Origin of the sequence: Enterobacter hormaechei subsp. xiangfangensis (assembly GCF_001729785.1) — a bacterium.
GTDB lineage: Bacteria > Pseudomonadota > Gammaproteobacteria > Enterobacterales > Enterobacteriaceae > Enterobacter > Enterobacter hormaechei_C.
This window is the reverse complement of the sequence record NZ_CP017183.1, coordinates 2180935-2194600: the sequence shown is the minus strand read 5'-3', so window position 1 is coordinate 2194600 and position 13666 is coordinate 2180935. Positions and strand designations below refer to the sequence as shown.

The 13666-nt window shown below is 57.4% G+C and carries 14 protein-coding genes; 6 read left to right on the top strand and 8 right to left on the bottom strand.

Features of this window, described 5'->3' with window-relative positions; all coding sequences use genetic code 11:
• Positions 1–31: 31 nt before the first annotated feature.
• Entirely contained in the window at positions 32–3934 is a 3903-nt protein-coding gene (gene hrpA, locus BFV63_RS10595; protein WP_022651154.1) for an ATP-dependent RNA helicase HrpA, read from the bottom strand.
• 203 nt (positions 3935–4137) lie between these two features.
• Here hrpA and azoR point away from each other — a divergent pair, with 203 nt between their 5' ends.
• Both azoR and BFV63_RS10585 read left to right on the top strand, forming a co-directional pair.
• Positions 4138–4743, top strand: a complete 606-nt coding sequence (gene azoR / locus BFV63_RS10590; protein WP_023324612.1) for an FMN-dependent NADH-azoreductase — start codon at positions 4138–4140, stop codon at positions 4741–4743.
• A 90-nt stretch (positions 4744–4833) separates the two neighbouring features.
• Positions 4834–5520, top strand: a complete 687-nt coding sequence (locus tag BFV63_RS10585; RefSeq protein ID WP_045336212.1) for an RluA family pseudouridine synthase — start codon at positions 4834–4836, stop codon at positions 5518–5520.
• A gap of 7 nt (positions 5521–5527) precedes the next feature.
• On the opposite strand, the gene BFV63_RS10580 is transcribed toward BFV63_RS10585, so the two are convergent.
• Positions 5528–6067, bottom strand: coding sequence for a DUF2058 domain-containing protein (locus BFV63_RS10580; RefSeq protein ID WP_003857300.1), 540 nt, complete (start codon positions 6065–6067; stop codon positions 5528–5530).
• A gap of 168 nt (positions 6068–6235) precedes the next feature.
• Between BFV63_RS10580 and BFV63_RS10575 the strand changes: the two genes are divergently transcribed.
• Positions 6236–7240 carry a DUF1852 domain-containing protein gene (locus BFV63_RS10575; RefSeq protein ID WP_032610219.1) on the top strand — a complete coding sequence of 335 codons (1005 nt, stop codon included), beginning with the start codon at positions 6236–6238 and terminating at the stop codon, positions 7238–7240.
• A complete protein-coding gene (locus tag BFV63_RS10570) occupies positions 7237–8265 on the top strand; it encodes a methionine synthase (protein ID WP_003857302.1) in 1029 nt (342 codons plus the stop codon). Before BFV63_RS10575 ends, BFV63_RS10570 begins: the two co-directional genes overlap by 4 nt.
• 3 nt (positions 8266–8268) lie before the next feature.
• Here the strand turns inward: BFV63_RS10570 and BFV63_RS10565 are convergent, their stop codons facing one another.
• The gene (locus BFV63_RS10565) at positions 8269–9201 is read right to left on the bottom strand and encodes a LysR family transcriptional regulator (protein WP_023324609.1); all 933 of its coding nucleotides are present in this window, start codon (positions 9199–9201) and stop codon (positions 8269–8271) included.
• Between the two features lie 98 nt (positions 9202–9299).
• On the opposite strand from BFV63_RS10565, the gene BFV63_RS10560 reads away from it, so the two are divergent.
• Complete coding sequence (locus BFV63_RS10560) at positions 9300–9734, top strand: DMT family transporter (protein WP_003857304.1); 435 nt, start codon at positions 9300–9302, stop codon at positions 9732–9734.
• A 4-nt stretch (positions 9735–9738) separates the two neighbouring features.
• The gene (locus BFV63_RS10555; protein ID WP_003857305.1) at positions 9739–10197 is read left to right on the top strand and encodes a DMT family transporter; all 459 of its coding nucleotides are present in this window, start codon (positions 9739–9741) and stop codon (positions 10195–10197) included.
• On the opposite strand, the gene BFV63_RS10550 is transcribed toward BFV63_RS10555, so the two are convergent.
• Genes BFV63_RS10550 through BFV63_RS10530 form a run of 5 tightly spaced genes read right to left on the bottom strand, consistent with a single transcriptional unit; the run spans position 10194 to position 13666 of the window.
• Complete coding sequence (locus BFV63_RS10550; protein WP_023314103.1) at positions 10194–10727, bottom strand: DUF3833 domain-containing protein; 534 nt, start codon at positions 10725–10727, stop codon at positions 10194–10196. The genes BFV63_RS10555 and BFV63_RS10550 overlap by 4 nt on opposite strands.
• Positions 10724–11248 carry a chalcone isomerase family protein gene (locus BFV63_RS10545; RefSeq protein WP_023314102.1) on the bottom strand — a complete coding sequence of 175 codons (525 nt, stop codon included), beginning with the start codon at positions 11246–11248 and terminating at the stop codon, positions 10724–10726. The genes BFV63_RS10550 and BFV63_RS10545 overlap by 4 nt, the downstream gene beginning before the upstream one ends.
• The gene (locus BFV63_RS10540) at positions 11245–11730 is read right to left on the bottom strand and encodes a DUF2878 domain-containing protein (RefSeq protein ID WP_045336206.1); all 486 of its coding nucleotides are present in this window, start codon (positions 11728–11730) and stop codon (positions 11245–11247) included. The genes BFV63_RS10545 and BFV63_RS10540 overlap by 4 nt, the downstream gene beginning before the upstream one ends.
• Positions 11727–12947 (bottom strand): SAM-dependent methyltransferase, encoded by a 1221-nt coding sequence (locus BFV63_RS10535; RefSeq protein ID WP_048240849.1) that lies wholly within the window; start codon positions 12945–12947, stop codon positions 11727–11729. Before BFV63_RS10535 ends, BFV63_RS10540 begins: the two co-directional genes overlap by 4 nt.
• A complete protein-coding gene (locus BFV63_RS10530; protein ID WP_048240851.1) occupies positions 12944–13666 on the bottom strand; it encodes a DUF1365 domain-containing protein in 723 nt (240 codons plus the stop codon). Before BFV63_RS10530 ends, BFV63_RS10535 begins: the two co-directional genes overlap by 4 nt.

Sequence of the window (13666 nt, the reverse complement as noted above, 5' to 3'; positions counted from 1 at the left end):
CCGGTAAGCGCAGCGCCACCGGGCAACGGTTTTAGCCGGAGATCTGCTCCATCGCCTGCAAGATACGCTTATCCGAAATCGGATACGGCGTACCGAGCTGCTGGGCGAAGAAGCTGACGCGCAGCTCCTCGATCATCCAGCGGATCTCCCGCACGTCGTCGTCATCGCGACGCGCTGGCGGCAGTTTGTTGAGCCACTGCTGCCACGCCTGCTGCACGTTTTCGACTTTCAGCATCTGCGCGCGATCGCGATGCGGATCGACCGCCATTTTCTCCAGACGCTTCTCAATCGCCTGCAAATAACGCAGCGTATCGCCCAGACGCTTAAAGCCGTTGCCGGTCACAAAGCCGCGATACACCAGCCCCGCCATCTGCGCCTTCACGTCCGACAGCCCCAGGGCCATGGTCATATCCACCCGCCCCTTCAGGCGCTTGTTGATATTGAACACGGCGGTAAGGATCTGCTCGACCTGTTTGGCAATCTCCACCACGGTGTCGTTCAGCTCCGCGCGCACCTTTTCATGAAGCTGAGCAAAGCCCTCTTCCGTCCAGACCGGACCGCCCGCCTCGTGGATCAGCTTATCCACACCGCAGGAGATGCAGTCGTCGATCAGATCCAGCACCTTACCGTACGGGTTAAAGTAGAGCCCCAGCTTGGCTTTGTTCGGCAGCTTCTCGTGCAGATACTTAATCGGCGACGGGATGTTAAGCAGAAGCAGTCGACGCAGCCCGCGCCACATCATCTGCTGTTGTTCCTGCGGATTGTCAAAGAGCTTAATCGCCACGCTATCGCGCTCGTCCACCAACGCAGGCCAGGCTTTAACCTTATAGTTTCCGCGCTTCTGCTCATAGCTTTCCGGAAGCTGACCAAAGCTCCAGATGTGCAGCCCGCTCTGCTCGATACCGTCGTCCGCCACGGCAGACAGGGTTTCCTGCACTTTGCCCTTCAGGGCGTCCTTCAGTTCCGAAAGCGAGCGGCCTTCCAGCAGCTTTTTGTTTTTATCGTCCACCACGCGGAAGGTGATTTTCAGGTGATCGGGCACCTGATCCCAGTTCCAGTCGTCGCGGTCGATGGTGGTCCCGGTCATGCGTCGGAACTCACGCTCCAGCGCGTCCAGCAGCGGCAGCTCCAGCGGCGTGACGCGGCCCAAAAACGCTTCGGCGTAGTTCGGCGCCGGCACAAAGTTACGCCGCACCGGTTTAGGCAGGGATTTGATTAATGCAATGACAAGCTCGCGGCGCAGGCCGGGAATTTGCCACTCAAACCCGCTCTCGTCGACCTGATTTAAAAGCGGCAGCGGAATATGAACGGTCACGCCGTCCGCGTCGGCCCCTGGCTCAAACTGATAGGTCAGACGCAGCTTGAGGTTGCCCTGATGCCAGAAGTTCGGGTAGTCGAGCTTGCTGACCGACTCCGCGCCCTCTTTGATCAGCATGCTCTTTTCGAAGTTGAGCAGGTCCGGGGTCTCTTTGCTGGCTTTCTTCCACCAGCTGTCGAAATGGCGCGCCGAGATCACATCGTGGCTGATGCGCTGGTCGTAAAACTCAAACAGCGTCTCGTCGTCCACCAGAATGTCGCGGCGGCGGGACTTGTGCTCAAGCTCTTCCACCTCGGCGCGCAGCTTCAGGTTTTCACGGAAGAACGCATGACGCGTCTGCCAGTCGCCCTCCACCAGCGCATGGCGGATAAACAGCTCGCGACTCAGCGCCGGATCGATCTGGCTGTAGTTAACCTTACGCGCGGCCACCACCGGCAGGCCGTAGACGGTGACTTTTTCCGTCGCCATCACCGCGCCCTGCCCGCGCTCCCAGTGCGGCTCGCTGTATGAGCGTTTCAGCAGGTGCTGCGCCACCGGCTCAACCCACTCCGGATCGATACGCGCGGCGATACGCCCCCACAGACGGCTGGTTTCCACCAGCTCGGCGACCATGGTCCACTTCGGCGGTTTCTTGAACAAACCGGAGCCCGGGAAGATGGAGAAACGCGCGTTGCGTGCGCCGGTAAATTCCTGTTTATCCGCATCCTTCATCCCGATATGGGACAGCAGGCCGGTCAGCAAGGCGATATGAATTTCGCGGTACTCCGCCGGTTCACTGTTGACCGGAATGCCCAGCTCTTTTACCACCTGGCGCAGCTGGGTATAGATATCCTGCCACTCGCGCACGCGCAGGTAGTTGAGGAAATCCACCCGGCACTGACGGCGGAACTGATTTGAAGAGAGCGTTTTTTGCTGCTCGCCCAGGTAGTTCCACAGATTCACAAAGGCCAGGAAATCAGACTCTTTATCGTGGAAGCGACGGTGTTTTTCATCCGACGCCTGCTGCTTGTCCATTGGGCGCTCGCGCGGATCCTGAATGGAGAGCGCCGAGGTGATGATCATCGCCTCGCGCACGCAGCCGTGTTTTTGCGCCTCCAGCACCATGCGCGCCAGACGCGGGTCGACCGGCAACTGGCTAAGCTGGCGGCCCAATGGCGTTAGCTTGTAGGCCGTCGCCTGCTCGTCGGTGGTGATGGCCCCCAGCTCTTCCAGCAGGCGCACCCCGTCCTGAATATTGCGTTTATCCGGCGCTTCCACAAACGGGAAGGCGGCGATATCGCCCAGCCCCAGCGCGGTCATTTGCAGGATAACGGATGCCAGGTTGGTCCGCAGAATTTCCGGATCGGTAAACTCCGGGCGCGACAGGAAATCGTCTTCCGAATAAAGACGAATACAGATCCCTTCCGACACGCGGCCGCAGCGGCCCTTACGCTGATTAGCCGACGCCTGGGAAACCGGCTCAATCGGCAGGCGCTGAACTTTGGTTCGGTAGCTGTAGCGGCTGATGCGCGCCGTACCCGGGTCGATCACGTATTTAATGCCCGGCACGGTGAGCGAGGTTTCGGCCACGTTGGTCGCCAGCACGATGCGGCGTCCGCTGTGCGGCTGGAACACGCGGTTCTGCTCACTGTTCGACAGGCGCGCGTACAGCGGCAGGATCTCGGTATGGCGCAGATCGCGTTTGCTGAGCGCATCGGCGGTATCGCGGATCTCGCGCTCGCCGCTCATGAAGATCAGAATGTCGCCAGAACTCTCGTTGCCCAGCTCGTCGACGGCATCGAAGATGGCCTGAAGCTGGTCGCGCTCGGTATCGTCCGCCTCTTCCACAATCGGGCGATAGCGCACTTCAACCGGGTAGGTTCGGCCTGAGACTTCAATGATCGGCGCATTGTTGAAATGTTTTGAGAAACGCTCCGGGTCAATGGTCGCAGAGGTGATGATGATTTTCAGATCCGGACGCCGGGGCAGCAGCTCTTTCAGGTAGCCGAGCAGGAAGTCGATGTTCAGGCTGCGCTCGTGCGCTTCATCGATGATGATGGTGTCGTACTGCATCAGCAGACGATCCTGCTGGATTTCCGCCAGCAGGATACCGTCGGTCATCAGCTTAACCATGGTGTTATCGCTGACGTGGTCGCTGAATCGCACCTTGTAGCCGATGCAGCCGCCCGGCTCCGTTTGCAGCTCTTCCGCAATACGGTTCGCCACGGTGCGCGCCGCCAGACGACGCGGCTGGGTGTGACCGATCAGCCCTTTCAACCCGCGGCCCAGCTCCATGCAGATTTTCGGCAACTGGGTGGTTTTACCTGAACCGGTTTCCCCCGCGACGATCACCACCTGGTGGTCGCGTACGGCCTCAAGAATGTCCTGTTTCTTCTGGCTGACGGGCAGGTTTTCCGGATAGGTAATCTCCGGGCGTGCGGCTTCACGCAGCACAACTTTCCCTGCCGCCTGTTCAATCTCTTTGGCCATTTCCTGGTAAATGGCCTGTTGTGCATCAGGATTTTTAACCTTCTTAACGCCGTGCAGACGGCGCGCAAACCGCTGTTTATCGCGCAGCATCAGTGAATCAAGCTTTTGCATCAGCATGGAGAAGGTCAATTTTTGGTGTTCTGTCATAGCGTTAACGGGCAGTGCACTGCCGGATAAAATCTCTTTTTAATGATTGCTATAGAGTACCACATCAGCGCTTTGCGCGCCTTATTCAAAAAATTCGAACATAGGCTTCGATATATTGCGCTATCCCTGTGGCAGGATTGTGAATAAAGTGTCAACAAGCAACGGGGCAACCCCCTCAATCAAATACAAAACAGGAATTTCCCATGAGCAAAGTATTAGTGTTGAAATCCAGTATTCTGGCAGGGTATTCACAGTCTGGTCAGCTGTCTGACTATTTCGTTGAACAGTGGCGTGAACAGCACAGCGCGGATGAAATCACCGTGCGTGACCTGGCGGCAAACCCAATTCCTGTGCTGGACGGCGAGCTGGTTGGCGCGCTGCGTCCGAGCGATGCGCCTCTTACCCCGCGTCAGCAGGAAGCCCTGGCGCTTTCCGACGAGCTGATTGCTGAATTGCAGGCGCACGACGTTATCGTGATCAACGCCCCAATGTACAACTTCAACATTCCTACCCAGCTGAAGAACTACTTCGACCTGGTGGCGCGCGCTGGCGTAACCTTCCGTTATACCGAGAACGGCCCGGAAGGTCTGGTAAAAGGTAAACGCGCTATCGTCCTGACCAGCCGCGGCGGTATTCACAAAGATACCCCAACCGACCTGGTGGCGCCGTACATGACGCTGTTCCTCGGCTTCATCGGCATTACCGACGTGAACTTTGTGTTCGCTGAAGGTATCGCTTACGGCCCGGAAGTGGCTACCAAAGCGCAGTCCGACGCGAAAGCCGCTATCGACAGCCTGGTCGCTGCCTAAGATCTCCCCCTCTCACCGCCCGGTGGGAGGGTTTTTCTTTTCCTGCATATTTCGTTATCATCCGCACCCACTCTCCAGCCCGGCGGCCTGATGTCTGTCATTATCGATACGTTTATTGCACCACCCTGTCACGACGACATTGAGATCCTCTGGCAGGACGAGCATCTGCTGCTGATCAACAAACCTTCCGGCCTGCTTAGCCTCTCGGGAAAAAATCCGCAAAACCGTGATTCCGTTCACCATCGTCTGGTGCAAACCTTTCCTGGCTGCACGCTGGTGCATCGCCTTGATTTTGGCACCTCGGGCCTGATGGTCATTGCGCGTAACAAGGCGATTAACGCCGCGCTTTGTCACCAGTTCAGCCAGCGCGCCGTGAGCAAGGTTTACACCGCCCTGTTGTGCGGACATGTGGAACAGGACGAAGGGACCGTGGATGCCCCGATTGCCAAAGATCCGGCACTGTTTCCGCTGATGACGATCTGTGCCCGCACCGGTAAGCCCGCTCGCTCTCGCTATCGGGTGATGGAACGTATTTATCAGGATACGACAATGCCATTGACGCGGGTAGAGCTTACCCCGGAGACCGGGCGCACCCACCAGCTGCGCATTCACTGCCAGCAGTTAGGCCACCCTATTCTGGGGTGCGATCTGTATGGTGGTCTGGAATGGCCGGGCGCGGAAGAAACGCCCCGGCTGATGCTGCATGCCAGCGTTCTGAATTTTATTCATCCGCTGAGCGGCGAGACGATAAACGCCTGTCACGCCGCGCCATTCTGAGCGGGGATTACCACATTAAATCGTCAGGGATTTTAAAGTCTGCGTACGGATCGTCTTCGTCCTGCTCTTCCTGACTCAGCGCGCTGTTAAGCACAATGCTGTCCGCATCGCGTTGGGCAATTTTATCCGCCACCACCGCCGGGATAATCGCGTAATCACAGTCGCCCTTCGCATTAATCACCAGTCGGGCAATCGCCAGACGGCCGTTGATCAGCTGGGTTTGCGTCTGCTTATCGACCTCGATTTTTTTGATCAGGTTGCCGTCGGTAAAGTTAAAGGTAATGTTGCCCTTCGCCACGGTGATGCGGTTCATCTCAATCAGCTGCTTCACCTGCGCCCTGAACTCTTTTGCCAGCACTGCCTGTTTTTGCTGTTCGCTCAGCTGCTTATCACGCTCCAGCTGGGCTTTCTTGTTCTCTTCAACAGCCTCTCTCGCCTCGCGAGCCTGGACGCGGGATTTTTTCGCCGTGCGCTGGACCTTCGCCATCTTTTTACTGCTGACCAAGCCCGCTTTCAGCATCTGCTCTTGCAGGGTGAGTTTTGTCATGTTCGTTTAAACCGGTTGGAAATGTCGGGGGATTATACCTGAATCGCGCAGTTCATGAAGAACCCTCATGACGCAGTGAAATTAAGTCACTTCCCCTGCGCCAGTGGCTCAGGCATAAATTATGCATTGATAACGTTCCGGCAACATGAACTTAGGATGCATAACCAAATGAGTCAGGCTTTCACATTTACCCTTAAGCGCAGTTGCTTTGATGAAAATTATAACCCGTCAGAAAACACGCGTACCACCACCAACTTCGCCAACCTGGCGCGTGGCGAGAAGCGTCAGGAGAACCTGCGCAACACGCTGGTGATGATCAACAACCGCTTTAACGCGCTGGCGAGCTGGGATAACCCAAAGGCGGACCGCTATGCCGTCGAGCTGGAGATTATTTCAGTCGATATGAATATCGGCGGCGATTTTACCTTCCCGGCCATCGAAATTCTGCAAACGACGATTGTGGATAAAAAAACCCACGAGCGCATCGAAGGCATCGTCGGAAATAACTTCTCATCGTATGTTCGTGACTATGATTTCAGCGTCCTGCTGCTGGAGCATAATAAAGATCAACCCCGTTTTACCCTCCCCGAGAATTTTGGCGAGCTGCACGGCAATATCTTTAAAAGCTTCGTTCATTCTGCGGAATATCAGGCGAACTTCAAAAAAGCGCCGGTGATCTGCCTGAGCGTCTCCAGCAAAGACACCTATCGTCGTACCGGTAACCACCACCCGGTGCTGGGGTATGAGTACCAGCCGGACGGCGAGTCGCTAACGGAACAGTACTTCGCGAAGATGGGCCTGAAGGTTCGCTATTTCATGCCGGAAAACAGCGTCGCGCCTTTCGCCTTCTTCTTCACCGGCGATTTACTGCGTGATTACACCAATCTGGAGCTGATCGGCACCATCAGCACCATGGAGACGTTCCAGAAGATCTATCGACCGGAAATTTACAATGCCAATTCCGCTGCGGGACAGTGCTATCAGCCCGACCTGAATCAGCAGGATCACTCATTAACAAAAATCGTCTATGACCGTGAAGAGCGCAGCCGGCTGGCCATTGAACAGGGGAAATATACCGAAGAGCGGTTTATCAAACCCTACAAAACCCTTCTTGAGCAGTGGTCTCATCACTTCACGCTTTCATTTAATACGGATAAAAGGTTCTTCTCATGAAAACATTGCTCCCGACATCGACGGCTGGCAGCCTGCCGAAACCCACCTGGCTTGCGCAGCCGGAAACGCTCTGGTCGCCGTGGAAACTCCAGGACGAGGAATTACTTGCAGGGAAACAGGATGCGCTACGTTTGTCTCTGGATGAACAGATTCGCGCCGGGATTGATATCGTCAGCGACGGGGAACAAACTCGCCAGCATTTCGTCACCACCTTTATTGAACATCTCAGCGGCGTGGATTTTGAGAACCGTCAGACGGTACGCATCCGTAACCGTTACGATGCGAGCGTGCCGACCGTGGTAGACGCGGTGGCGCGTCAGAAACCGGTGTTTGTTGACGACGCGAAATACCTGCGCCAGCTGACGGACAAGCCGATCAAGTGGGCGCTGCCCGGCCCGATGACCATGATCGACACGCTATACGATGCTCACTATAAAAGCCGTGAAAAGCTGGCCTGGGAGTTCGCAAAAATCCTTAATCAGGAAGCCCGCGAGCTGGAGGCGGCCGGTGTCGACATTATTCAGTTCGATGAACCTGCCTTTAACGTCTTTTTCGACGAGGTGAATGACTGGGGCATTGCCGCGCTGGAGCGCGCCATTGAAGGACTGAAATGCGAAACCGCGGTACATATCTGTTACGGGTACGGCATCAAAGCCAATACGGACTGGAAAAAGACGCTCGGCTCCGAGTGGCGCCAGTATGAAGAGGCGTTTCCTAAGTTGCAGACCTCAAAGATCGATATTATCTCGCTGGAGTGCCACAACTCGCGCGTGCCGATGGATCTGCTGGAGCTTATCCGTGGTAAAAAAGTGATGGTCGGGGCAATTGACGTCGCCACCCAGACCATCGAAACGCCTGAAGAGGTCGCCGATACGCTGCGCAAGGCGTTGCAGTTTGTTGATGCAGATAAGCTCTATCCGTCCACCAACTGCGGTATGGCTCCCCTTTCCCGCCAGGTCGCCAACGGTAAGCTGAAGGCGTTAAGCGCCGGGGCTGACATTATCCGTCGCGAGCTTGCCCGCTAACCTTCAGGTTTGCCAGTACAGCGGCGTACCGAATCGCTCAATATAGTAATCAATCACCGCCCTGACGTTCAGGGGCGGATGACGCGCGTTCGGGTAAATCGCCGCAATCGTCAATGGCTCCGTATTAATTGAACACTCCATTTCCGGCAGCAGTGCCACCAGCTCACCGCTTTTGAGTCGTTCGCTCACCATCCAGTCCGGGAAAAGCACAACGCCCATACCGCCCAGCGCCGCAATCAGGAGCGTTTCCGCGTTATTGGAAGTCATCAGCGGTACGATGGGATAGTGAACCCACGCCTCGCCCGGCTGTCGGATCAGCCAGCGGTTAGGCCCGGACGAGCCGCGGTAAACCAGACAGTGGTGACGGCTGAGATCGTCCGGCCCCTCGGGCGCGCCATGTTTTTGCAGATAGTCCGGCGAGGCCGCCAGATGGTAGAACTGCTGACCAAACACCCGGGCGTGAAACGAGGAGTCCGTCAGCGCGCCGATGCGGAAGATAACGTCCGCGGCGTCACGGTGCGGATCGATAAAATCGTCGGTGAGGGTCAGTTCAATGGAGAGACGAGGGTAACGCGCCAGAAGCCCCGGCAGGCCAGGCGCGATGTGCCTCTGTCCGAAAAAGACCGGGCCATTGATACGCAGCGTGCCCGACGGCTCGCGGGCGCGTTCATCCAGCTCGCGTCGCGCGTCCTCCATATTCCCGGCCATCGCCCTGGCATAGCGCACAAAAAGATGCCCGCTCTCTGTGGGCATAATCGCCCGCGTGTTGCGGTAGAAAAGCTGTTGCCCGAGGGCGTCCTCAAGCTGGTGGATCACGCGTGAGACCTGCGACGCAGAAATCCCTTCCCGCCTCGCCACCACGGAAAAATTCTGCGTTTCATAAACGTCGATGAAGATCAGCAGCGCGCGAATGCTGATATGTCCGGCATCTATCATTAATGCATTTCCTGCACAGGTGTTTCCTGCATTATGGCATTTTTCTCAATGATGTTCAGACGTAATCTTCTCCGCCTGGAAAAAGGAGAAAAAGCGTTATGCACATTATTTTAATTTTACTGGTGATTGCCGGTGGCATGGGGCTGTCCGTGGAAGCCGGGCTGCTGGGGCCGCTGGGCGCAGAGGTGGGCGACCTGTGGGCGGCGTTCAGCATATTTAGTGTGGGAACGGGGCTAACGTTTCTGCTGATGCTGTTTTTCAGCCCCCGCAACAGTCCCTCATTTTTTGCGCAGCCTTCATGGCACCTGTTGGGCGGCGTGCTCGGCCCGGTTTACGTCATCATTCTCACCATTGCCACGCCTGCGATCGGCATTGCCATGACGATGATCGGCATTCTGGCAGGCCAGGTTTTTAAAAGCCTGATTATTGACCACTATGGCCTGCTGGGTACGCCGCACCGCAGGATCGATACAAAACGCATTATTGCGCTGGGATTTATCATCGCCGCGCTCATTCTCGTGGCGCAGGGGTAACGTTATGACAGTGATTATGATTATTCTGGCGGTGATTGGCGGCGCAACGCTGAGCATTCAGGCTGCCATTAACGGGCAATTAGGCAGCAGCGTGGGGGTATTCAAAAGCGCGTTTCTGACGTTTTCCGTCGGCGCGCTGGTGACCGCCCTGCTGATCTTCTTTTTTGAGCCGAAACAGGCGGTCAGCCTGATGGATGTACCCAAATGGCAGCTTCTGGGCGCCCTGTGCGGCGTGCCCTATATCGTGATTATGGTGCTCGCGGTGCAGCGCATCGGGACCGCTGTTGCCACGGTAGCGGTTATCCTGGGCCAGCTGGCCATGAGCATGCTGATTGATAACTTTGGCTGGCTGAACAATGAAGCCATTCCGTTTTCAGTGAGCCGTTTCGGGGCCGTCGTCTGCCTGAGTATTGCGCTCTTCTTCATCTACTCAAGCAGTAAACCTCAGCCCGAAGAGGATTAACCGCCCTCTTTGCGGGTAAAGAACAGCGTCACCGTGGCGACGGTGACGCCAAATTTCTTCATCTCCGTTTTATTGAACAGACGGGTGCTGTCCTGCAAATACATCCAGTCATCAAAGTGCAGCAGCCAGGTTTTGCCGTCCGCCTTCACGTTCATGCTGTAGCGCCAGTTAAGGGCATTGCCCGCCGCCTGGCCTGTCGCGACACCTTCTATGTCACCCGCCGTGCCTTCATAGCGATTCTGCCCAACGCGGCGGATATGCCAGACGCGCTGCTGCTTTTCGCCGTCATCGTAGACAAAATGCTCGTTCAGGGTCAGCGTATCGCCGATAACATCCCCGGCGATCTCGACGTGAAAACGGCGGATCTGCTTACCGCTGCGATCCTGCACCATCCCCCACGCCTCGGTTTTCCCCTGGAAGTAAGTAAAAATATCAAGCCGTGGCTGCTGCTGACGATACTCTGTCACCTCGGTGCTACATCCGGCCACCAGCATCGTCAGGGCAAGCGCCACTAGCAGGAAACGTTTCATTGTGCTCCTCCAGTTAACTGCTGACGCAGTTCAGGATATTCGGTGCGGGGATCGAGCCATATCGCCAGAAAGCGTGAGCTAAACGCTGCCGTCTGGCGTGGCCCGAGTGGCGTAAATTTTTTCTGCGACGCCGTGGGGCGATACCAGAATTGTCCCTGGCCGTTATTAACCACAAACGCGAGCTGCGTGCCGGGCGTGACGTCGGGCCAGAGCGTGGACAGCATGCGTAGCCAGGCTTCACTCTGCGGCTCCTGCTGCAAAATGCCCTGCGCCTGCCACTGGTCGCGGGTCGCCTCGACCAGGTCGTCACCATCGATGTCCCGGGCATAGGTGATAATCAGCGCATTATCGCCGTCTAATCCTGTATAGCTGCCGTCGGGCGTCAGAAGCTGAGAGGTATAGACGGTAAACGGCCCCCAGGTGAGGGTGGCGTCACCCACCTTGCGCCAGCTCAGCCAGTCTGCCGCCTGCACGGTACAGGTGAAGACGGATAACGCGAGCATCAGTACCAGATTTCTCATTGTTGTCTCCCCATCAACAGGTGGAAAAACAGCATCAGCACCAGCCAGCCGGGGAACATCCAGCTGACGACGATAAAGGTCGGCTCCTGAAACGTAATGGCCCCAAGATGCTCGCCGATCAGGTAGGCTACCGGTCCGCCCAGAGTCGCCAGCACCGTCAGCAACCATCCTGGCAAGGTGGTCGTGCGGGTCAGGTGCGTCCAGACGGTGGCAAACATTAGCCACAGCGCCACCATCCATAGCGGCATCAGGGACGCGCCCGTGAACGCAATCAGCCCCGTCAGCGCCCAGAGGGCGTCCAGCAACGCACCCGACGCCGCCAGCACAAGGGCGTATCCCCGGTGTGATGGCGGTAATAACAGCCAGGCAAGCACCGCCAGCGCGATCCAGATGACCAGCCCCTGCTCGCGAAACAGCACCACCAGCGTCCAGTAGAGATCAAAACCGATGGCCAACAGAAATACCTGCCCGTAGCGCTTCATACGCGTTCCGCAGTCAACTGCACCACGCTGATGGTGCGGGCATTAAACCCGGCTTCACAGTAGCCGAGGTAGTACAGCCACATCCGCCGGAAACGGTCATCAAACCCGAGCTTTTCAATCTCCTGCCAGGCGTGAACGAAACGCTGACGCCAGTGCGCCAACGTGCGGGCGTAGTCCGGCCCCATATCGAAGAGGTTACGCACCACAAAATCGGTATGGCGGGTCATCAGTTCATTCATGGCGGTGATGCTGGGCAAAAAGCCGCCGGGGAAGATGTAGCGCTGAATAAAATCGACGCTTTTGCTGTAGTCGCGATAGCGCTGATCCTGAATGGTGATGGCCTGAATCGCCATCCGCCCGCCTGGACGCAGACGCGCCTGACAGGTACGGAAAAACGTTGGCAGGTAGCGTTGGCCGACGGCTTCGATCATCTCAACCGAGACCAGTTTGTCGTAAACCCCGGTCAGATCGCGGTAGTCGCAAAGCAGTACCTCAACGCGATCCTGCAACCCTGCCCGGGCGATCCGCGCGGTGGCCCAGTGGTACTGCTCCTGCGACAGCGTGGTGGTGGTCACCCGACAGCCGTAGTGACGGGCGGCGTACTCCGCCATCGCCCCCCAGCCGGTGCCAATCTCCAGCAGATGATCGTTTGCCGTGAGCGCCAGCTGGTCGCACAGCCTGGCCATTTTCGCCTGCTGAGCCGCGTTCAAATCCTGCTCGTCCCCGTTAAACAGCGCGCTGGAGTACAGCAGGTCTTCATCAAGGAAATGGGCGTAGAAGGCGTTGCCCAGATCGTAATGGGCGGCAATATTTTGACGCGCCTGAGCGCGGGAGTTGCGCCGCATCCAGTGCCGTAGCCGCTCCACCGGTTTCCCGAGCAGGCGAAACCCTTTTTCCAGTTGCCCGAGGATTTGGCTATTACGTGCAATCAGCTCCAGCAGCGGCGTCAGGTGGGGCGTCTCCCAGTCGCCATCCATCCACGCTTGTGCCGCGGCGAGGCTGCCCCCGGTTAAAATGCGCCAGTAGACGCCCGGAGCAAGTACCTGCACCTCAGCATGAAGCGCGGCGGAGGCGTCGCCGAACTGGAACGTCTGCGCGCCTTCACGCAGCGTCAGCGAGCCACCGCGCAGACCGTTCAGCAGGCGGAAGAGCAACCATCGCGCGACGCGGACGTTGCGCGGGATATCGGGTTCAAGCGCAAAGACGGGATCGGTCATGAGCGTTCACTCCTGCTGAGGGGATGGTTATGCAGCGGCACGCGCTTCAGCCACAGCCTGAGCGCCTGCCAGTAAATGGCGAAAACGGTTTTGAGGGTCATCAACGGGATCCGCGCCAGCAGCGAACGCAGCGCTGCGCGCGTCAGCGGCGCCCGGCGTAGCGTCAGGGTGGCATCAAACACCTTCGTCTCCTGATGGTTTTCGATATGCATGCGCAGCGTGCTGTCCGGGCTGTTGAAGCGCCAGTGGTAAACCATATCCATCGGATTAAAGGGCGAGACGTGAAAAGCTTTCTCCGTCGGCCGGGCGTCCCGCCCCGCTACCGCGTAGTAATGTCGTTCATTCCACGGCGTGTTACGCACTTCGGCGAGAACCCAGCGCAGAGTGTCTTCGCCGTCATAGCAGTAGTAAAAATTGACCGGGTTGAAATGAAAACCGAAATAGCGCAGCTGAGTCAGAAGCATGACCCGCCCCGCCGGACGCTCGCCGGTCAGATTTTCCAGACGCTCAAGGACGTGCTCTTTGAGCGGCGTGCCCAGCGGGTAGTCCGCATCATAAAATGCCGCGGGCGCAACGCGGTTACGGCGCACGCCGACGGAGGGCAGCGCGTCCAGCTCATCGAGATCGAGCCAGGCCATAAAGACGCTGTAGGTAAAGTGGTGCGCTTTTGGCGCAAGCCGACGATGGCGCAATGTGCCGTGGTAAAGGCAGCTGTTCAT

Coding starts and splice junctions, on each gene's coding strand:
- BFV63_RS10565 (WP_023324609.1), bottom strand. CDS start 9,201: ATGATAGATGCCGGACATATCAGCATTCGCGCGCTGCTGATCTTCATC.
- BFV63_RS10535 (WP_048240849.1), bottom strand. CDS start 12,947: ATGACCGATCCCGTCTTTGCGCTTGAACCCGATATCCCGCGCAACGTC.
- BFV63_RS10540 (WP_045336206.1), bottom strand. CDS start 11,730: ATGAAGCGCTACGGGCAGGTATTTCTGTTGGCCATCGGTTTTGATCTC.
- BFV63_RS10545 (WP_023314102.1), bottom strand. CDS start 11,248: ATGAGAAATCTGGTACTGATGCTCGCGTTATCCGTCTTCACCTGTACC.
- BFV63_RS10550 (WP_023314103.1), bottom strand. CDS start 10,727: ATGAAACGTTTCCTGCTAGTGGCGCTTGCCCTGACGATGCTGGTGGCC.
- BFV63_RS10585 (WP_045336212.1), top strand. CDS start 4,834: ATGTCTGTCATTATCGATACGTTTATTGCACCACCCTGTCACGACGAC.
- BFV63_RS10575 (WP_032610219.1), top strand. CDS start 6,236: ATGAGTCAGGCTTTCACATTTACCCTTAAGCGCAGTTGCTTTGATGAA.
- hrpA (WP_022651154.1), bottom strand. CDS start 3,934: ATGACAGAACACCAAAAATTGACCTTCTCCATGCTGATGCAAAAGCTT.
- BFV63_RS10580 (WP_003857300.1), bottom strand. CDS start 6,067: ATGACAAAACTCACCCTGCAAGAGCAGATGCTGAAAGCGGGCTTGGTC.
- azoR (WP_023324612.1), top strand. CDS start 4,138: ATGAGCAAAGTATTAGTGTTGAAATCCAGTATTCTGGCAGGGTATTCA.
- BFV63_RS10560 (WP_003857304.1), top strand. CDS start 9,300: ATGCACATTATTTTAATTTTACTGGTGATTGCCGGTGGCATGGGGCTG.
- BFV63_RS10555 (WP_003857305.1), top strand. CDS start 9,739: ATGACAGTGATTATGATTATTCTGGCGGTGATTGGCGGCGCAACGCTG.
- BFV63_RS10570 (WP_003857302.1), top strand. CDS start 7,237: ATGAAAACATTGCTCCCGACATCGACGGCTGGCAGCCTGCCGAAACCC.
- BFV63_RS10530 (WP_048240851.1), bottom strand. CDS start 13,666: ATGAACAGCTGCCTTTACCACGGCACATTGCGCCATCGTCGGCTTGCG.